Here is a 19044-nt window from a genome sequence, read left to right on the forward strand (position 1 = left end):
GACCTGCCCGCACTCACCGTTCAACGATCAGCTGCAGCCGCTGGTGGAGCCGCAGCCCTCGCAGATGTAGCAGGATCCGGCGCGCTGCATCTTCGTCCCGCAGGAGAAGCAGAGCGGGGCGTCCGCGCTGATGCCGAGCTGCATCTCGACCAGTTCGGCCGAGGTGTGCGCCGTCCTCGGCGCGGCCTTCTCGGTCTCCTGGACCGGGGCGACGGCCTTGAGCGTCTCCGTCCGCACCGGCGCGGTCTGGGCCAGGGTCTCGGCCTCCAGCTGCTCCTCCTCGAACGTCGGCTCGTAGGAGCCGGTGTCGAGGTGGCGCTGACGCTCCTCGGCGGAGTGGATGCCGAGGGCCGAGCGGGTCTCGAAGGGCAGGAAGTCGAGCGCCAGGCGGCGGAAGATGTAGTCCACGATCGACTGCGCCATCCGCACGTCCGGGTCGTCCGTCATGCCGGCCGGCTCGAAGCGCATGTTGGTGAACTTCGAGACGTACGTCTCCAGCGGGACGCCGTACTGCAGGCCGACCGAGACCGCGATGGAGAAGGCGTCCATCATGCCCGCGAGGGTCGAGCCCTGCTTGGACATCTTCAGGAAGACCTCGCCCAGGCCGTCGTCCGGGTAGGAGTTGGCCGTCATGTAGCCCTCGGCCCCGCCCACCGTGAACGAGGTGGTGATGCCGGGCCGGCCCTTGGGCAGACGCTTGCGGACCGGGCGGTACTCGACGACCTTCTCGACCGCGGTACGGATGGTGTCCTCGGCCTTGGCCGCGACGGCCTCCTTCTCCTTCTCCTTGGTCTTGGCGGAGAGGGGCTGGCCGACCTTGCAGTTGTCGCGGTAGATCGCGAGCGCCTTGACGCCCATCTTCCACGCCTCGAAGTAGACCTCCTCGACGTCCTCGACGGTGGCCGTCTCCGGCAGGTTCACCGTCTTGGAGAGCGCGCCGGAGATCCACGGCTGGATGGCCGCCATCATGCGCACGTGACCCATCGCGGAGATGGACCGCTCGCCCATCGCGCAGTCGAAGACCTCGTAGTGCTCGGCCTTCAGGCCCGGGGCGTCGATCACATTGCCGTGCTCGGCGATGTGGGCGACGATCGCCTCGATCTGCTCCTCCTGGTAGCCCAGGCGGCGCAGGGCCTGCGGGACGGTGCCGTTGACGATCTGCATCGAGCCGCCGCCGACCAGCTTCTTGAACTTGACCAGGGCGAGGTCGGGCTCCAGGCCGGTGGTGTCGCAGGACATCGCGAGACCGATGGTGCCGGTGGGCGCGATGACCGACGCCTGCGCGTTACGGAAACCGTTCTTCGCGCCGAGCCGGATCACGTCCTGCCACGCCTCGGTCGCGGCGGCCCAGATCGGGTTGTCCAGGTCGTCGGCGTGCACGGCCGCGGCGTTGGCGTCGGCGTGCTGCTTCATGACCCGCTGGTGCGGCTCGGCGTTGCGGGCGTAGCCGTCGTACGGGCCGACGACGGCGGCCAGCTCGGCGGAGCGCTTGTACGAGGTGCCGGTCATCAGCGAGGTGATGGCGCCGGCGAGCGCGCGGCCGCCGTCGCTGTCGTACGCGTGGCCGGTCGCCATCAGCAGGGCGCCGAGGTTGGCGTAACCGATGCCGAGCTGGCGGAAGGCGCGGGTGTTCTCGCCGATCTTCTCGGTCGGGAAGTCGGCGAAGCAGATGGAGATGTCCATCGCCGTGATGACCAGCTCGACCACCTTGGCGAAGCGCTCGGACTCGAAGGACTGGTTGCCCTTGCCGTCGTCCTTGAGGAACTTCATCAGGTTCAGCGAGGCGAGGTTGCACGAGGTGTTGTCCAGGTGCATGTACTCGCTGCACGGGTTCGAGCCGTTGATCCGGCCGGACTCGGGGCAGGTGTGCCAGTGGTTGATCGTGTCGTCGTACTGGATGCCCGGGTCGGCGCAGGCCCAGGCGGCCTCGGCCATCTTGCGGAAGAGGGACTTGGCCTCGACCTCTTCGATGACGTCGCCGGTCATCCGGGCGCGCAGCCCGAACTTGCCGCCGGACTCGACGGCCTTCATGAACTCGTCGTTCACGCGGACCGAGTTGTTGGCGTTCTGGTACTGGACGGACGTGATGTCGTCGCCGCCCAGGTCCATGTCGAAGCCCGCGTCGCGCAGGGCGCGGATCTTCTCCTCCTCCTTCACCTTGGTCTCGATGAAGTTCTCGATGTCGGGGTGGTCGACGTCGAGGATGACCATCTTCGCCGCACGGCGGGTGGCGCCACCGGACTTGATCGTTCCGGCGGAGGCGTCGGCGCCCCGCATGAAGGAGACGGGACCGGAGGCGTTGCCGCCGGAGGAGAGGAGTTCCTTGGAGGAACGGATGCGGGAGAGGTTCAGGCCGGCACCGGAGCCGCCCTTGAAGATCATGCCCTCTTCCTTGTACCAGTCGAGGATCGACTCCATGGAGTCGTCGACGGCCAGGATGAAGCAGGCGGAGACCTGCTGCGGCTGGGGCGTGCCGACGTTGAACCACACCGGGGAGTTGAAGCTGAAGATCTGGTGCAGGAGGGCGTACGCCAGCTCGTGCTCGAAGATCTCCGCGTCGGCGGGGGAGGCGAAGTACTGGTAGTCCTCGCCGGCCTTCCGGTACGTCTTGACGATCCGGTCGATCAGCTGCCGCAGACCGGTCTCGCGCTGCGGGGTGCCCACGGCGCCCCGGAAGTACTTGCTGGTGACGATGTTGACCGCGTTCACCGACCAGAAGTCGGGGAACTCGACGCCACGCTGCTCGAAGTTGATCGAGCCGTCGCGCCAGTTGGTCATGACGACGTCACGGCGCTCCCAGGACACCTCGTCGTACGGATGCACGCCGGGGGTGGTGTGGATGCGCTCGATACGCAGGCCCTGCTTGGACGCAGTCGACTTGGTCCCCTTGTTGCGGGAACCCCGTGCCGGGCCGCTCGCCGTCTCTGTCATGCCGCCTCCCATATGTGGGCAAAAACGCCCTGAAGTGCCGAGAACTTCCCCGGCACAGTGTGTGTCTGATGCTTCGGCCGCCGCATTCGTCATACGTCGCCCGGAGCAAGGTCCAGGTGCCGGCCCGCCCGATCCCCGGATCGGCGCGGCCGGCGGCTGCCGCTCAGTCGGCGGCGACGGCGGGGGCGGGGACCTCGAGGGTCTCGCCGCTCCCGCATGATTCCGCGCGGGGCCGCCGCTCACGGAGTTCCGTGATGGCGGCCTCGAAGTCTTCGAGGCTGTCGAACGCCCGGTAGACGGACGCGAAGCGCAGGTAGGCGACGAGGTCGAGTTCCTGCAGGGGGCCGAGGATGGCCAGGCCCACGTCGTGCGTGGTCAGCTCGGCGCTGCCGGTCGCGCGCACCGCCTCCTCGACCCGCTGGCCCAGCTTGGCGAGGGCGTCCTCGGTGACGGGCCGCCCCTGGCACGCCTTGCGCACACCCGAGATGACCTTGGTGCGGCTGAAGGGCTCGGTGACCCCGCTGCGCTTGACCACCATGAGTGAACACGTCTCCACCGTGGTGAAGCGGCGGGAGCAGTCGGGACACTGGCGGCGCCGGCGGATCGAGGTCCCGTCGTCGGTGGTGCGACTGTCGACGACCCGGCTGTCGGGGTGCCTGCAGAAGGGGCAGTGCATGGCTCCCAACCCTCCTTCACAGCACGACTGAATAGCCTCTTCAGGCCCGGTCGGGGGCCCTCGAAGCGGTCTCAAGCATAGGCGATGACCGCACCCCCGATCGACGGGGGACCACTACATTCGGGGCGGTCGGAACTATCCAACCACTAGATCTTGGGTCCGGCCGCGCATTCGGCCCTACGCGCGTGTCGCGCCGGAGGGCGGCCGGAAGGCAGCGTAAGGCCGACCAAGAGGGTACGGGAAGCGCCCGGACGGCGGACGACCGGGCGGCCCCTTCGCACGGTGCCCGCACGGGCCCCGCGGTACGGTCCAGGAGTCGGCCGCGACCGCCCGCCGAACCGACCGGCGATGCCCCCGGAAGCGCACCCCCGTCGCGCACCGTAGGCAGCCTCATACACCTGCCGGTGGAACCCCGACAGTCTTTTATTCGTTTTTCACTCGAACGTGTGTTTGGCGCAACCTTTCGAAAGCTACTACCGTTGTGCAGCCAGGGAGACCATTCGAGAGGGGCCGCCGACGTGACCACCACCGCAGACAGTGCCATCATCACTGCCCAGGACCGCTCCCAGAGCCGACTCGAGCCGGTGCATGCCATGAATGACTCAGTCACGAACACGGAGGGCCCGGAGTCCGGGCGCCCAGCGCGCTCGCTCCCCGGACGACCTCCCGGAATCCGGGCGGACAGCTCGGGGCTCACGGACCGGCAGCGGCGGGTGATCGAGGTCATCCGGGATTCCGTGCAGCGGCGTGGCTATCCGCCGTCGATGCGGGAGATCGGTCAGGCGGTGGGCCTCTCCAGCACCTCCTCCGTCGCCCATCAGCTGATGGCCCTGGAGCGCAAGGGCTTCCTGCGCCGCGACCCCCACCGCCCCCGGGCCTACGAGGTGCGCGGCTCGGACCAGCCGAGCACCCAGCCGACGGACACCACGGGCAAGCCCGCCGCCTCGTACGTGCCGCTGGTGGGCCGGATCGCCGCCGGTGGGCCGATCCTCGCCGAGGAGTCCGTCGAGGACGTCTTCCCGCTCCCCCGCCAGCTGGTGGGCGACGGCGAGCTCTTCGTCCTCAAGGTCGTCGGTGACTCGATGATCGAGGCGGCGATCTGTGACGGCGACTGGGTCACCGTCCGCCGCCAGCCCGTCGCCGAGAACGGCGACATCGTGGCCGCCATGCTGGACGGCGAGGCCACGGTGAAGCGCTTCAAGCGCGAGGACGGCCACGTCTGGCTGCTCCCGCACAACGCCGCGTACCAGCCGATCCCCGGCGACGAGGCGACGATCCTCGGCAAGGTGGTCGCCGTGCTGCGCAGGGTCTGAGACCCGCACCCCACGCTCTCTGGGAGAAGGGCCCCGGGACCGGCTTCGCGCCGGCCCCGGGGCCCTTCTCGTGTACGACCCCCGAGGGGCTACCGCCCGTCCGCCTTGGCCGCCGCGTCGATCGCGGCCAGGGAGCGGCGGGCCTGGTTGCGGTCGGTGGTGTACCAGAAATCGGGGAGCGAGGCCCGCAGATAGCTGCCGTAGCGTGCGTTGGCCAGGCGCGGGTCGAGCACCGCGACGACCCCCTTGTCGCCCGTGGCCCGGACGAGACGGCCGGCGCCCTGAGCCATCAGCAGCGCGGCATGCGTGGCCGCCACCGCCATGAAGCCGTTGCCCCCGGCCTCCTCGACCGCCTTCTGGCGCGCGCTCATCAGGGGGTCGTCGGGCCGGGGGAACGGAATGCGGTCCATGACCACCAGCTGGCAGCTCGCTCCCGGGACGTCCACGCCCTGCCACAGCGACAGGGTGCCGAAGAGACAGGTCTCCGGGTCGGCGGCGAAGTTCTTGATCAGCTCGCCCAGGGTCTCCTCGCCCTGGAGCAGGATCGGCTTGTCCAGCCGGTCGCGCAGCTCCTCGGCCGCCGCCTTGGCCGCCCGCATGGAGGAGAACAGCCCCAGCGTGCGCCCGCCGGCCGCCTCGATGAGCTCGGACAGCTCGTCCAGCATGTCCGTGCGGGAGCCCTCGCGGCCCGGGGTCGCCAGGTGCCGCGCGACATACAGGATGCCCTGCTTCGGATAGTCGAACGGGGAGCCGACGTCCAGGCCCTTCCACTGCGGGACGTCCTCGCCCGCCGTGCCCTCCGGGGCGAGCCCCAGGGAGGCCCCCACCCCGTTGAAGTCGCCGCCCAGCTTGAGCGTGGCGGAGGTGAGCACGACGGAGCGCTCGGCAAACAGCTTTTCGCGCAGCAGCCCGGAGACGGAGAGCGGGGCCACCCGCACCGAGGCGCCGAACCGGTCGTGGCGCTCGTACCAGACGACGTCGTACTCGGAGCCCTGCGTGATGCGCTCGGCTACGGCGTGGACGGACTCCACCGAGGCCAGCGCCTGCTTGCGGACCGCGTCCTCGTCCTGGACGGACTTGTCGCGCGTGGCGCCGATCGCGGAGATCACCGTACGCGCGGCGTCCCGCAGGGCCATCAACGCGTACCCCAGGTCCTCCGGCACCTCCTCCAGGCGGCCGGGGAGCGCCAGCTCCATGACCCGCTCGAAGCCCTCGGAGGCCGTCTGCAGCGCGTCGGCCGCCTTCTCGTTCACCAGCTTCGCGGCGCGGCGCACCGCGCGGTTGACCTGGCCGGGGGTGAGCTCGCCGGTGGCCACGCCGGTGACCCGGGAGACCAGCTCGTGGGCCTCGTCCACGATCAGCACCTCGTGCTGCGGGAGCACCGGGGCGCCCTCGATGGCGTCGATCGCCAGGAGCGCGTGGTTGGTGACCACCACATCGGCAAGCTTGGCCCGCTCCCTGGCCTGCTCGGCGAAGCACTCCGCGCCGTACGCGCATTTGCTCGCGCCCAGGCACTCCCGTGAGGAGACCGAGATCTGCGCCCAGGCCCGGTCCGAGACGCCGGGCGTGAGGTCGTCCCGGTCGCCCGTCTCGGTCTCGTCGGCCCAGTCGCGCATGCGCAGCAGGTCCTGGCCGAGCTTGCTGGAGGGGGCCGCCGCCTCGAACTGGTCGAACAGCCCCTCCTCCTCGTCCTGCGGCACGCCCTCGTGGAGCCGGTGCAGGCAGAGGTAGTTCGACCGGCCCTTGAGCATCGCGAACTGGGGACGGCGGCGCAGCAGCGGATGCAGCGCGTCGACCGTACGCGGCAGATCGCGCTCCACGAGCTGGCGCTGGAGGGCCAGCGTCGCCGTCGCCACGACGACGCGCTCGCCGTGCGCCAGGGCCGGCACCAGGTAGCCGAGCGACTTGCCCGTCCCCGTGCCGGCCTGGACGAGCAGGTGGGATTGGTCGTCTACGGCCTCGGCGACGGCGGCGGCCATGGCGGCCTGGCCGGGCCTCTCCGTACCGCCGACGGCGGTCACGGCGGCGTGCAGGAGCTCGGGGAGGGATGGCTTCGTCATAGCCCGGCCAGCCTACGGGGCGCCGCTGACATCGGCGGGCACTCCCGGCCTCACTCGGAGAGGTGGAGCGGGTTGGCGACACTGCCGTGGACCGCCGCGTGCGGGCGGACGGGCCGGTCGCGGTAGCCGTCGAGATGCAGGCGGTTCCGGTTCAGACAGAGGCGGTCGATGCGCGGGGTCAGCATGTCGAACATCTCGAACCGCTCCTTCAGCTCCGGGAAGCGGGCGTGGTAGCGCAGGATCTCCGCCCGGACGAGTGACCAGAATTCGCCCTCGGGGACGCCCAGCTGTTCCTCGCAGAGCGGGGAGAGGAATCTGAAGACCCCGGTGAACAGACCGGAGTGGATGAACTGGGTGAGGAACTCCGGTTCCTCGGTCAGCAGGACGCTGCGGACGTCCGCCGGCATGGTGTCGTGCTCGGGCAGCGGCTGCGCGCTCACGTTGACGTCGTCCACGAAGTCCTTGATCGCGAGGCGCACGGGCACGTCCTGCCCGTCGAAGACGACGATCGCGTTCTCGCCGTGCGGGGAGAAGACGGTGCCGTAGCGGTAGAGGAAGTGCAGCAGGGGCGGCAGCAGGGCGGCGAAGAGGCGGGTCAGCCAGACGGCGGGAGCGAGCCCGGAGCGGGCGACCAGCTCGGCGGTGAAGGCGCGTCCCTCGGGGTCGGTGTGGAGGAGGGAGGCGAGGGTCCGGGCCCGCTCCCCCGGTGCCAGGCGCGGCGGCAGCGGCTCGCGCCAGATCGCCCCGAGGATCTCCTTGAACTGGTACGGCGCCTCGGGGAGGTGGTCGTACAGCGGGTGCTCGACGGTGACCGAGGCGACCTCGCCGAGGAGGATCACGCCGCAGGTGTCGCGCAGGAACGGATCGTTGTCGCGCAGCCCCAGCACCCAGCCGGTGACGGCGGGCGCGGCGACGGTGCGCTCGGTGGGCAGCCCGCGCCAGACCAGGGTGTTGAGGACCGACAGCGGCAGCTTGACCGTGTGCCGGTCCGGCCGCGCGAGGTTGGCGAAGGTGCGGATGGACTGCTGGGGCAGCCGGACGTCCGGGTCGGCGGGCAGGGGCACGATGTCTCCGGCGGCGATGGCCGGGGCGAAGAGGGGCACGATCCACTCGTCCCACTGCCAGGGGTGGACCGGCAGGTAGTGATAGCCGTCCGGGTCCAGGCCGCGTGCGCGCAGGCTGTCGGCGAAGGACGCGCGGACGGCCGGGTCGAGCTCCTGCGTGTAGAGCCTGTCCGGGGTGGCGAGGGCGGGCACGCCCCGGTACTCGGCGATCCCGTGGGAGACGGCGATCCAGGGCAGCCGGACGGGCTCGCGGGCCTCCGGCGAGTAGCGGGCGGCGTCGGTGGCGGAGAAGCCGAGCCGGCCCTTGTTGGCGACGATCCAGGGGTGGCCGGTCTGGTGGCCCTCCAGCTCCGCGTAGCCGAGACCGGCGAGCTCGGCGGCGGTGAGCGCGGTGTGGTCGAGGCGGGCGTCCGCGGCGAGTGTGGTCGTCAGCTCGCGGAGGAGGTGGCCGAGCGTGGCACCGTCGAGGCCGAGGAGGCGGCGGGCCCGGGTCACGAAGAGGAGCGGGTCGCGGAACGGGGCGCTGCCCGCCGCGGGGTCGGGGCCCGCCGCGCGGATCGATCCGGGGTCGACGCGCCAGCTCCCGTACACGCCGCGCCGGGCGGAGAAGGAGAGGCTGCCGCCGTCGTCCAGGGGGAGGGTGTACGTGCTGCCGCCGGCGGTTCGCGGAGCCGGCTCGATGACTTCCTCGTAGGCGAATTCACCGAGCATCTTCGCGAGCATCCGGGAGGCGGCCCGGTCCCAGGCGTCCCGGTTGAGCTCCGGGGTGGTGAGCAGTGCGGGCGGCTCCGTTGCGTCGTGATGCGCGGGGTATGTGGGCACGGGGACTCCTCGGGTGGGAACCGATGGGGTTCGAGCGGTGCGGACGGGTCGGGAATGCGTTCATGGCCGGGTGCGGTGGGCTCGGTCGCGGACCATCAGCGCGGCCCGCTTCTCCGGGAGTTCGATCTCGGCGGAGAGGCGGAATCCGGCGCTCAGGAACGCGGAGACGGACGGGGCGTTGCGGACGTCGGGCTCGGCGACGATCCGCGTGCAGAGGGGGGCGTGGTCGAGCACGAGGCCGGCCACGGCGCGCAGCAGCGTGGTGCCGGCGCCCCGACCCCGGTGGCGGCCCTCACCGATGAGGAGGTGGACGCCCATGTCGTACGGCCGCGCCGGGTAGTGGCGGGCGAGCGGGTCCAGGTCGGCGCGGTACAGCTCCCAGTAGCTCATGGGCGTGCCCGACAGCACCCCGATGCACGGGGTGCTGTGGCTGTCTTCGGCCAGCTGGGGGGCGAGGTGCCGGGCGGTGACGCCCTCGCCACCGGCCAGCTCCCAGAAGGCGGCGACGACGGGGTCGTTCATCCACCGGGTGAGGGTCGGAAGATCGCGCTCCGGGCGGACCGGGACGAGCTGGAACTCTCCGGCCGGTGTGGGGACGGGGGCCCATTCCGGCCGGAGGACGGGACCGGCGGGCGCGTCGGGGGGAGGCACGGACGGTGCTCCTCTCTCAGCTCTCGGCGATGATCTCGGCGATCGGCTTCCGGTCCCGGCGCGCGGTCCGGCCCTCAGCCGTGCAGGGGGTTGGTGATGGTGACGTAGACGGACTGGGTGTCGACGGGGCCGACGAGTTCGTCGAGTCCGTGCAGGCGGGTCAGCATGTTGGCCTTGCAGCGCAGGCGCGGGTTTTCGAGCAGGTGGGCGGGGAGCGGTGAGCCCAGTGCGTACGCCGACTTCAGGAAGCGCCGGAAGGCGTCGACGAGCATCTGCTCGTCGGCGAGTCCCTGGGAGCCGAACGCCCCGATCAGTCCGAATACGTTGTTGATGCCGAGGTAGTAGGCGAAGCGTTCGTCGGTGACGGCGTCGGAGACGAAGGTGTCGCTGACCGATCCGATGCCGGGGAGCCTGTGGTCGAGCGCGGTGCGGTGCGATTCCCGGAAGTAGTAGCCCTGATTGTCACGGTAACGGCCGCCGGTGGGCCAGCCGTTCGCGTCCAGCAGGACGAGGGTGTTCTGCTGGTGGGCTTCGAGCGCGACCCCGGCGTGGGCGTCGAGCCACAGCACCGGGTGGACGACGCGCTCCAGGTAGCGCAGGAACCACTCGGCGGCCACCGCGGTCGTCGTCCGTCCGGTGGCCGCGGCGAGGCGGTGGACCACGTCGGCGAGGCGTGAGTGCGGCCCCGTCCGGCCCGGCCAGGGGCGGGGAGCGGTGAGCCCGGCGATGCAGACGGCGTCGTCGTTCCGGCTGAAGGGATTGTGCCGGAGCATGACGTCGAGGCCCTGCACGGGCGCGCCGTCCGGGGTGTCGACGGCGAGCCAGGCGGGGTCGCGCACGATGTCGAAGCCGGGGTGCGCCGCGCGCCACTCGCGGGCGAGTCCGGTACGGAGCAGCCGGTGCACCTCGACGCCGCGGTGGAGCTCCTTGCGGAGGTTCTCCCGGCGGGAGTTGGTGATCCGGACGCCGAGGGAGAGCTTCAGCATCAGGTCGGTCCCCGGACGGTGCACGGTGCGGACCGACGAGGTGGGGTGCCATGGGGCACCGTACGGGCCGAGGTCGTGCAGGAGTCCGGCGTCGAGCAGGGCGGCGACCTCCGGCCGGCTCCGCAGCTCGCGGGCCTGCCAGGGGTGGAGGGGAAGGGGCGCGGTGTGCGCGGGGAAGGCCAGGCCGGGGGCGTGCCGGGCGACGAGGTCGGCGGCGGGCACGGGGCGGCCCTGGTCGGTCCACGCGGAGTCGGTGGCCAGCACGGAGCGGTCGGCGGCCATCCAGTGGAGCGGGAAGGAGCCGTGGAGTTCGGGTGAGTAGCGGCGCGCCTCGGCGTCGGTGAGCCCCTCCCTGCTCTTGGGCGACGGGTGCAGGGGGTGGCCGAGGAGGAGGGACTGTTCCGCGGTGAGGAAGAGGTCGGCCTCGTCGGGCGCGGCGGGGCGGCGGCGGCGCTCCTCGATGAACGAGGCGGTGCGCCGTACCGAATCGGCGACCCGGCCGGCCATGTCGGCGCCGTCGTGGTGTCCGGCCTCCCGGCCGAGCAGGGCGGCCACGGTGACGGCGTCGGCGGTGGGCGCGGCGGCGGGTGCCCCCTCCAGGACGGGGGGCCCGAAGCGGTGCCAGCCCGTGGCGGACCAGTGGCGGACGGGGACGAGCAGGGCGGTGCCGCTCGCGGGGAGCGGGACGCGCAGGGTGTCCCCGGCCGGTCGGGGCAGGTCGTTCTCGCGGACCCAGCAGCGCAGCAGGTTCTCGACGCCGGCCGTGTCGGCGGCGCGGAGCGGGTCGGGATGGCCGAGCGGGTCGGCGTCCGGGGCGGCTGCCGTCCGGTCCTGTCGGCGTACGGCGGTGCGAGGCGGGGAGGCGGGCCGCGAGGCACGCCACAGGTCGTGCGGGGTCTCTTTCTGGCGCGGCACGGTCGTCGCCTCGACGGCGACCCCGCCGGGGCCGTCCGACTCGGGGGTGTGGCTGGGGGGAGGGCCGTCGGCCTCGGGCGCGGGGGTGGGGTTCACGGCGGTCTTCCTGTGCTGGTGTCCGTGGTCAGCGGAGCGATCCGGTCGGCAGGCGGCGGTGCGGTGAGCGCTCCGCCGCTGCCAGGGCGTCGGCGAGGCGGTCGACCACCGCTGTCGCCTGTTCGTCGGTGAGCGTGAGGGGCGGCAGGAGGCGTACGACGGTGGAGTACCGGCCGCCGAGTTCGACGATGAGCCCGCGGCTCAGGCACTCCTGCTGGACGGCCGCGGCGAGGACCGGGTCCGGCGGCGGTTCGGTGCCGGTGCCCTGCGGGCGGGCTTCGGGGTCCACGATCTCGACCCCGATCATCAGGCCCCTCCCCCGGACGTCGCCGACGCACGGGTGGTCCGCGGCGAGCGACTTGAGGCTCGTCAGCATGCGGGCGCCGAGGACCCCGGCCCGTTCGGCGAGGCCGTTCTCGCGGACGTACGCGAGGGTGGCCGTGCCGGCCGCCATGGCGAGCTGGTTGCCGCGGAAGGTGCCGGCGTGGGCGCCGGGCTGCCAGGTGTCGAGCTCCGAGCGGTAGACGATCACGGCGAGCGGGAGGGAGCCGCCGATGGCCTTGGAGAGCACCATGACGTCGGGCACGATGCCGCTGTGCCCGACGGCCCAGAAGGCGCCGGTCCGGCCGACGCCGGTCTGGACCTCGTCGGCGATCAGCGGGATGGACCTGGTCTCGGTGATCTCGCGCATCCGGCGCATCCAGCCGTCGGGCGCGGGGTTGACCCCGCCTTCGCCCTGGACCGGTTCGAGGATCATCCCGGCGGGGGCGGGCGTCCCGCTCTTGGGGTCGTCCAGCAGGCTCTCGGTCCAGTGGGCGGCGGTCCGCGCACCGGCCTCGCCGCCGATGCCGAAGGGGCAGCGGTAGTCCTGCGGGAAGGGCAGCCTGGTCACCCGTACGTCCTCGGCGCCGCCGGAAGCCGCGAGGGCGCCCGCCGTCATGCCGTGGTAGGCGCCGGTGAAGGCCAGCAGGCCGCTGCGGCCGGTGGCGGCGCGGACGAGCTTGAAGGCCGCCTCGACCGCGTCCGTACCGGCGGGACCGCAGAACTGGACCCGGGCGTTGTCCGCGAATTCCCGCGGAAGGGTGCTGAACAGCTCCGTAACGAACGCGTCCTTGACCGGCGTGGCCAGGTCGAGGACGTGCAGCGGGGCACCCGAGTCCAGGACCTTCTTGATCGCCTCCAGGACGACGGGGTGGTTGTGGCCGAGGGCCAGCGTCCCGGCCCCGGACAGGCAGTCGAGATACCGCCGCCCGTCCGCGCCCTCGATGGTCAGCCCCCGGGCCCGCACCGGCACGATCGGCAGCGATCTGGCGTACGTGCGGGCGGCCGATTCACGCAGCGACTGACGGCGCAGGATGCCTTCGTGGGCCGCCAGGGGTGGCGCCGGAGCTGGTTCGGTCACGGCCACGGCTCTTGATCCTCCCGCTGTAACAGTTGCGTTGCACGTCAGTACGATTTCGCAAGGACGGCCTGCGAGGGTGAACGCTGTCTCCGTGCCCCCCACGCGTACCAACGACCGAGGGGGCAAAGGATCACGGCCGAATCCGAAGATCCTTGCGGAGCGCAACCCTGCCGCGCACCGCCGACAGCGGCACCGGCATAGTGGGGGCCGCGCCGGGCTCGGGCACGTCCCGAAGACCGCGCTGCTCCCTGCCCGTTCGGCGGGCCGTGCGGCGCGCCGGACACAAGTGCAGTACGGAAGCTTTGAGTTACGAAGTCCCAGGGGGATCAGCAGATGCGTCTCGTTCGACCAGGAACCACCGCACGTCGCGGCAGGAGTGCGCGCCGCGCCTCCTCCCCCGTGCTCGTCACCGCCGCGTTCACCGCCGTCCTCGCGCTGACGGCCACCGCCTGCGGGCCGACCGAGGACGACGCGAACTCCGAGCCGAGCAGCAGCAGCTCGGCCGGTGCGACGTCGGACGGCAAGATCGCCATCCCGGACGATCTGAAGGACCGGCTCAAGGAACACGGGATCGACATCGACAAGTGGAAGAACGGCGAGTGGAAGAACTGGGACAAGGACAAGTGGCTGCGTGAGGCCAAGGACTACATCAATCCGATCATCGCGGGCCTCTGGGACCCCGACCGCATGCAGGACGCCGACAAGCCGCCCGAGAAGCCGGTCGACAACGACATCTCGGGCGACGAGGGCGTGACGGACCCGACGCCCGCACCGGTCCGCGCCGTGGGCGTGCAGACGCAGTACCACGACAACGCGCCGGAGTCGGGCAAGCTGTTCTTCGACGGCCCCGAGGGGTCGATGGTCTGCTCGGCGACCGTGGTGAAGGACCCGGCCCACCCCGGCAAGTCCAACATGGTGTGGACCGCCGGCCACTGTGTGCACGCGGGCAAGAAGGGCGGCTGGTACCGCAACATCGCCTTCGTTCCCTCGTACAACAACAGCGGGCTGTCGACGGCCGAGCTGCGGAACAACCCGCCGAAGGAGAAGGTCGCGCCCTACGGCATCTGGTGGGGCACCTGGGCACAGACCTCCCAGCAGTGGATCGACCAGGGTGCCTCGGTCGGCGGCCTCGGCGCCCCGTACGACTTCGCCGTGCTGCACGTCACGCCCGAGGAGGGCTCCGGCGGCAAGTCCCTGGAAGAGACGGTCGGTTCCGCCCTGCCGGTCGAGTTCAACGCCCCGGCGGTGCCCGAGATCGCCGACATGACGGCCACCGGCTTCCCGGCCGCTGCGCCGTACGACGGTCAGAAGATGTTCCAGTGCAAGGACAAGCCGGGCCGTCTGTCGCTCGCGCAGGACGACCCGACGATGTACCGCATCGGCTGCTCGATGACCGGCGGTTCGTCCGGCGGCGGCTGGGTCGCCAAGGGCCAGGACGGCAAGCCCGCGCTGGTCTCGAACACCTCCATCGGCCCGGTGACGGCGGGCTGGCTCGCCGGACCGCGCCTCGGCAAGGAGGCCAAGGGCGTCTACGACGCGGTCAGCGACAAGTACGCGGACAAGTAACAGGCAGGACCGCCCGCACGGGCGCCTACGACGGAAGCCCAGGGGCCTCCGGAGCGGCAGAGTCCGCTCCGGAGGCCCCTGGCACACGGACAGCAAATGTGCAGATTTCAGGGGGAGTTCTTTTCATGCGATCCATACGTCCGCTGCTCGCCACGACCGGTCTGGTCGCCGCGCTCGCGCTGACGGCCACGGCCTGCGGCCCCACCGAGGACGAAGGCGCCGACAAGCCGGCCGCCACCGCCTCGGCCTCCGGCGGTGGAGAGAAGGGCGGCGGCCTGCCCGCCGGGCTCGCCGACAAGCTCAAGCAGCACGGGATCGATCCGGACAAGTGGCGCGACGGCGAGTGGAAGAACTGGGACAAGGACAAGTGGCTGCGTGAGGCCAAGGACTTCGTCAACCCGGTCATCGAGGGGCTGTGGAAGCCGGACCGGATGAAGTCGGCGAAGGACCCGGCCAAGACCATGTCCGCCGGTGACGTCTCCGGCGACCAGGGCGTCACCGACCCGGAGCCCAGGCCGGTCACCGCCGAGCGCGAGAAGACGCCGTACCACAACTACGCGGCCCCGGTCGGAAAGGTCTTCTTCGACTCCCCCAAGGGCCACATGGTCTGCTCGGGCACGGTCGTCAAGGACCCGAAGAATCCCGGGAAGTCCAACCTGGTGTGGACCGCCGGCCACTGCGTCCACGCCGGAGCGGCGGGCGGCTGGTACCGGAACATCGTCTTCGTGCCCGCGTACAACGACCAGGGCAAGAGCGCCGCGGCGCTGGAGAACGCGCAGCCGCAGGAGATCGCTCCGTACGGCGCCTACTGGGCCGACTGGGCCAGCACCTCCGGCGAGTGGATCAAGGACGGCGGCCCGACCGGCGGCGGGGGCGCCCCGTACGACTACGCGGTGCTGCACGTGAAGCCGGAACACGGAACCAAGTCCCTCGAGGAGACGGTGGGCAACGCCCTTCCGGTGAACTTCGACGCGCCGGAGGTCTCGCAGATCGGCGCGATGGGCGCCTGGGGCTACCCGGCGGCCCCGCCGTACGACGGTCTGATCATGCACAAGTGCATCGCCCGTCCGGGCCGGCTCTCGATCAGCCCGGCCACGCCCACGATGTATCGCATCGGCTGCTCCATGACCGGAGGTTCGTCCGGCGGCGGATGGTTCAGCGAGGGCAGTGACGGAAAGCTGGCACTGGTCTCCAACACGTCCATCGGCCCGGTCACGTCGGGCTGGCTGGCCGGACCGCACCTCGGCGAGGGTGCCGAGCAGATCTTCACGATGATGAGCGAGAAGTACGGCGCCCAGTAGCGGCACCACCCGTACGACGGCCAAAAGGCCCGTCCCCTCGCGAGGGGACGGGCCTTCCGGTTGTCCGGTGCGGTGCGGCTCAGTGCACCGCGGGGATGAACGAGGCGAGCTCCGCGGCCAGCTCCTCGTTGACCCGCGCCTTGATCAGCGTGCCCTCCGAGGTGTGCTCCTCGGAGACCACTTCGCCCTCGGCGTGCACCCGCGAGACGAGTCCGCCCTGGGTGTACGGCACGAGTGCCTCGACCGCGACCGACGGACGGGGCAGCTCGCTGTCGATCAGCGCGAGCAGTTCGTCGATGCCGGCTCCGGTGCGGGCGGAGACCGCGATGGCGTGCTTCTCGTTGCGCAGGAGGCGCTGGAGGACCAGCGGGTCCGCCGCGTCCGCCTTGTTGATCACGACGATCTCGGGCACGTCCGTCGCGCCGACCTCGCGGATCACCTCGCGCACCGCGGCGAGCTGCTCCTCCGGCACCGGGTGCGCGCCGTCCACCACGTGCAGGATGAGATCGGAGTCGCCGACCTCCTCCATGGTGGAGCGGAACGCCTCGACCAGGTGGTGCGGCAGGTGCCGTACGAACCCGACGGTGTCGGCGAGCGTGTAGACCCGGCCGCTCGGGGTCTCGGCCCGGCGCACGGTCGGGTCGAGGGTGGCGAACAGGGCGTTCTCCACCAGCACTCCCGCCCCGGTCAGGCGGTTGAGCAGCGAGGACTTCCCGGCGTTGGTGTAGCCGGCGATGGCGACCGAGGGAACCTTGTTGCGCCGACGTTCCTGGCGCTTGAGGTCGCGGCCGGTCTTCATCTCCGCGATCTCCCGGCGCATCTTCGCCATCTTCTCGCGGATACGGCGCCGGTCCGTCTCGATCTTGGTCTCACCGGGACCACGGGTGGCCATGCCGCCACCGCCGCTGGTACCGCCACCGCCCATCTGACGGGACAGCGACTGACCCCAGCCCCGGAGCCTGGGCAGCATGTACTGCATCTGCGCCAGGGAGACCTGCGCCTTGCCCTCGCGGGACTTGGCGTGCTGGGCGAAGATGTCGAGGATCAGGGCGGTCCGGTCGACCACCTTGACCTTGACGACGTCCTCGAGGTGGATCAGCTGGCCCGGGGACAGCTCACCGTCACAGACGACGGTGTCGGCTCCGGTCTCCACGACGAGGTCACGCAGTTCGAGCGCCTTGCCGGAACCGATGTACGTGGCCGGGTCGGGCTTGTCACGGCGCTGGAAGACGGCGTCGAGCACCAAGGCGCCCGCCGTCTCGGCGAGGGCCGCCAGCTCGGCCAGCGAATTCTCCGCGTCCTGCACCGTGCCCGAGGTCCAGACGCCGACGAGCACCACGCGCTCCAGACGCAGCTGTCGGTACTCGACCTCGGTGACGTCCTCGAGCTCGGTGGAGAGGCCGGCCACGCGACGCAGCGCGGCACGCTCCGAGCGGTCCAGCTGGTCGCCGTCCCGCTCCCCGTCGATCTCGAAGCTCCAGGCGACGTCCTCTTCCATCAGGGCGTCGGCCCGCAGGCCCTCGGTGAGGCTCTCGGTCGCGTTCTCCGTGGCACTCTGCGCGTTGCGCGCGTCCTGGGGAAGGGAAGAAGAGGAGGTCATTGGATCCTTACGTCGATAGAAGTGGTTGCATCAGTCACAACGCGTGACCTGTGCGGAAGATTCCCGAGGGGGAAATCCTCCGCGCCGGCCGTCTCGGCGACCCGTCGATAGTGGCACGCCCGCCGCGGGGCGTCACGCGGGTTTACGAGGCGGGCGGCGCGGTGCTCCGCCAGTCCGGGTGCCCCGGCATGGGCGGTGTCCTCGTCCCGTACAGCCAGCCGTCGAAGAAGTCGGTCAGGTCGCGACCCGACACCCGCGAGGCGAGCCGGACGAAGTCCTCCGTGGCAGCGTTGGAGTCGCGGTGCCTGTGGACCCAGAGCCGTTCCAGCCGGTCGAAGGCGTCGTGCCCGATCTCCTGGCGCAGCGCGTACAGGACGAGGGCGCTGCCGTCGTAGACGACGGGCCGGAACAGGCTGATCTTCTGGCCTGGCTTCGGTGCGGCGGGCCGGGCGGGCGGTCCTCCGGCGGCGCGCCAGGCGTCCGACCGGATGTAGGCGTTCCGCATGCGTGCCTCCAGCGGCGCGTCCATGTGGTCCTCGGTGTACCGCGCCTCGTACCAGCTGGCGTGCCCCTCGTTCAGCCAGAGGTCGGACCAGGACCGCGGGGAGACGCTGTCGCCGAACCACTGGTGGGCCAGTTCGTGGACCATGACCGACTCGACGTACCAGGCGGGAAAGCGCGTGTCGGTGAACAGGCGCTTCTCGAAGAGGGAGAGGGTCTGGGTCTCCAGCTCGAATCCGGTCTCGGTGTCGGCGACGAGGATTCCGTAGTTCTCGAACGGGTACGGGCCGACCTGCCGCTCCATCCACTCCAGCTGGGCCGGGGTCCTCTTCAGGTACTTCTCCACCCGGTCACGGTCGGCCGTCGGTACGACGTCGCGCACCGGCAGTCCGTGCGGTCCGGTCCGCCGCACGACGGTGTTGCCGCCGATGCTGACCTGGGCCAGTTCGGTCGCCATGGGGTGCTCGGTGCGGTAGGTCCAAGTGGTGTTGCCGCCGTCGCGGCTGCGGCCGGCGGGCAGGCCGTTGGCGACGACGGTCAGGTCGTTCGGCGCGGTGACGCGGAAGGTGAAGTACGCCTTGTCCGCGGGGTGGTCGTTGCCCGGGAAGACCCGGTGTCCCGCGTCCGCCTGGTTGGCCATGGCGAGTCCGTCGGCGGTGCGCACCCAGCCGCCGCTGTCCTGTTCGCCGGTGGGGTCGCTGGTGTGGCGGACGGTGATGCGCAGGGGCACGCCGGCCGGGATGCGGCCCGCCGGCCGTACCACCAGGTCCTCGCCGGCGGTCTCGAAGCCGGCGCGCAGTCCGTTGACGGCGACGGAGCGCACGGTGCCCCGGGTGAAGTCGAGGTTGATCCGGTCCAGCGGCTCGGTCGTGCGTGCCTCGATGGTGGTGACGGCGTCCAGCGGCTGGTCGTTGCGGCCCTTGTAGGTGAGGCCGATGTCGTACGCGAGCACGTCGTACCCGGGGTTGCCGAGGTGCGGGAAGAGCGGGTCACCGATGCCGAGGGGCACCGGGTCGGCGGGCAGGGCGGCGGCGACGAGGGCGGCCGAAGCGGCGGCCAGCACGGCGGCCCGCGAGCGGCGGGAGAGGAACGGCATGCACTACGGCTATCAGCGCCGCCCCGCCGGACGGGCGCGGCGCGCGCCGTGCCACCCGAACGAG

At 71.3% G+C, this 19044-nt stretch carries 12 protein-coding genes; 3 read left to right on the forward strand and 9 right to left on the reverse strand.

Going from position 1 to position 19044, the window contains the following annotated elements; translation table 11 throughout:
* Window positions 1–27: 27 nt before the first annotated feature.
* Both AB0L33_RS23930 and nrdR read right to left on the reverse strand, forming a co-directional pair.
* Window positions 28–2931, reverse strand: a complete 2904-nt coding sequence (locus AB0L33_RS23930) for a vitamin B12-dependent ribonucleotide reductase (RefSeq protein ID WP_365684555.1) — start codon at window positions 2929–2931, stop codon at window positions 28–30.
* 163 nt (window positions 2932–3094) lie between these two features.
* On the reverse strand, window positions 3095–3607 hold the full coding sequence (gene nrdR / locus AB0L33_RS23935; RefSeq protein ID WP_328902755.1) for a transcriptional regulator NrdR: 513 nt from the start codon (window positions 3605–3607) through the stop codon (window positions 3095–3097).
* 518 nt (window positions 3608–4125) lie between these two features.
* Between nrdR and lexA the strand changes: the two genes are divergently transcribed.
* A complete protein-coding gene (lexA, locus tag AB0L33_RS23940; protein WP_365684557.1) occupies window positions 4126–4920 on the forward strand; it encodes a transcriptional repressor LexA in 795 nt (264 codons plus the stop codon).
* 89 nt (window positions 4921–5009) lie between these two features.
* Here the strand turns inward: lexA and AB0L33_RS23945 are convergent, their stop codons facing one another.
* The 5 genes from AB0L33_RS23945 to AB0L33_RS23965 are packed head-to-tail and all read right to left on the reverse strand — an operon-like array spanning window position 5010 to window position 12922.
* Window positions 5010–6980: an ATP-dependent DNA helicase gene (locus tag AB0L33_RS23945; protein WP_365684559.1), complete on the reverse strand. Its 1971-nt coding sequence runs from the start codon at window positions 6978–6980 to the stop codon at window positions 5010–5012.
* A gap of 50 nt (window positions 6981–7030) precedes the next feature.
* Window positions 7031–8866 (reverse strand): IucA/IucC family siderophore biosynthesis protein, encoded by a 1836-nt coding sequence (locus AB0L33_RS23950; protein ID WP_365684561.1) that lies wholly within the window; start codon window positions 8864–8866, stop codon window positions 7031–7033.
* A gap of 60 nt (window positions 8867–8926) precedes the next feature.
* Window positions 8927–9697, reverse strand: coding sequence for a GNAT family N-acetyltransferase (locus AB0L33_RS23955; protein ID WP_365684663.1), 771 nt, complete (start codon window positions 9695–9697; stop codon window positions 8927–8929).
* A complete protein-coding gene (locus AB0L33_RS23960) occupies window positions 9592–11514 on the reverse strand; it encodes an IucA/IucC family protein (protein WP_365684563.1) in 1923 nt (640 codons plus the stop codon). Before AB0L33_RS23960 ends, AB0L33_RS23955 begins: the two co-directional genes overlap by 106 nt.
* A gap of 28 nt (window positions 11515–11542) precedes the next feature.
* A complete protein-coding gene (locus tag AB0L33_RS23965; RefSeq protein WP_365684565.1) occupies window positions 11543–12922 on the reverse strand; it encodes a diaminobutyrate--2-oxoglutarate transaminase family protein in 1380 nt (459 codons plus the stop codon).
* Window positions 12923–13249: 327 nt separating this feature from the next.
* On the opposite strand from AB0L33_RS23965, the gene AB0L33_RS23970 reads away from it, so the two are divergent.
* Both AB0L33_RS23970 and AB0L33_RS23975 read left to right on the forward strand, forming a co-directional pair.
* Complete coding sequence (locus AB0L33_RS23970) at window positions 13250–14482, forward strand: hypothetical protein (protein WP_365684567.1); 1233 nt, start codon at window positions 13250–13252, stop codon at window positions 14480–14482.
* 125 nt (window positions 14483–14607) lie between these two features.
* Window positions 14608–15783, forward strand: a complete 1176-nt coding sequence (locus tag AB0L33_RS23975; protein WP_365684569.1) for a hypothetical protein — start codon at window positions 14608–14610, stop codon at window positions 15781–15783.
* A gap of 79 nt (window positions 15784–15862) precedes the next feature.
* Here the strand turns inward: AB0L33_RS23975 and hflX are convergent, their stop codons facing one another.
* Together hflX and AB0L33_RS23985 are read right to left on the reverse strand one after the other, a co-directional pair.
* On the reverse strand, window positions 15863–17383 hold the full coding sequence (gene hflX / locus AB0L33_RS23980; RefSeq protein ID WP_365684571.1) for a GTPase HflX: 1521 nt from the start codon (window positions 17381–17383) through the stop codon (window positions 15863–15865).
* A gap of 142 nt (window positions 17384–17525) precedes the next feature.
* Window positions 17526–18980: a M1 family metallopeptidase gene (locus AB0L33_RS23985; protein ID WP_365684573.1), complete on the reverse strand. Its 1455-nt coding sequence runs from the start codon at window positions 18978–18980 to the stop codon at window positions 17526–17528.
* Between the last annotated feature and the right edge of the window lie 64 nt (window positions 18981–19044).

It is taken from the genome of Streptomyces sp. NPDC052299, from assembly GCF_040679335.1.
Taxonomy (GTDB): Bacteria; Actinomycetota; Actinomycetes; order Streptomycetales; family Streptomycetaceae; genus Streptomyces.

What these genes read in the sequence shown, in the direction of transcription:
- AB0L33_RS23985 (WP_365684573.1), bottom strand. Translation starts at nt 18,980, where the DNA reads ATGCCGTTCCTCTCCCGCCGCTCGCGGGCCGCCGTGCTGGCCGCCGCT.
- AB0L33_RS23975 (WP_365684569.1), top strand. Translation starts at nt 14,608, where the DNA reads ATGCGATCCATACGTCCGCTGCTCGCCACGACCGGTCTGGTCGCCGCG.
- nrdR (WP_328902755.1), bottom strand. Translation starts at nt 3,607, where the DNA reads ATGCACTGCCCCTTCTGCAGGCACCCCGACAGCCGGGTCGTCGACAGT.
- AB0L33_RS23970 (WP_365684567.1), top strand. Translation starts at nt 13,250, where the DNA reads ATGCGTCTCGTTCGACCAGGAACCACCGCACGTCGCGGCAGGAGTGCG.
- hflX (WP_365684571.1), bottom strand. Translation starts at nt 17,383, where the DNA reads ATGACCTCCTCTTCTTCCCTTCCCCAGGACGCGCGCAACGCGCAGAGT.
- AB0L33_RS23930 (WP_365684555.1), bottom strand. Translation starts at nt 2,931, where the DNA reads ATGACAGAGACGGCGAGCGGCCCGGCACGGGGTTCCCGCAACAAGGGG.
- AB0L33_RS23945 (WP_365684559.1), bottom strand. Translation starts at nt 6,980, where the DNA reads ATGACGAAGCCATCCCTCCCCGAGCTCCTGCACGCCGCCGTGACCGCC.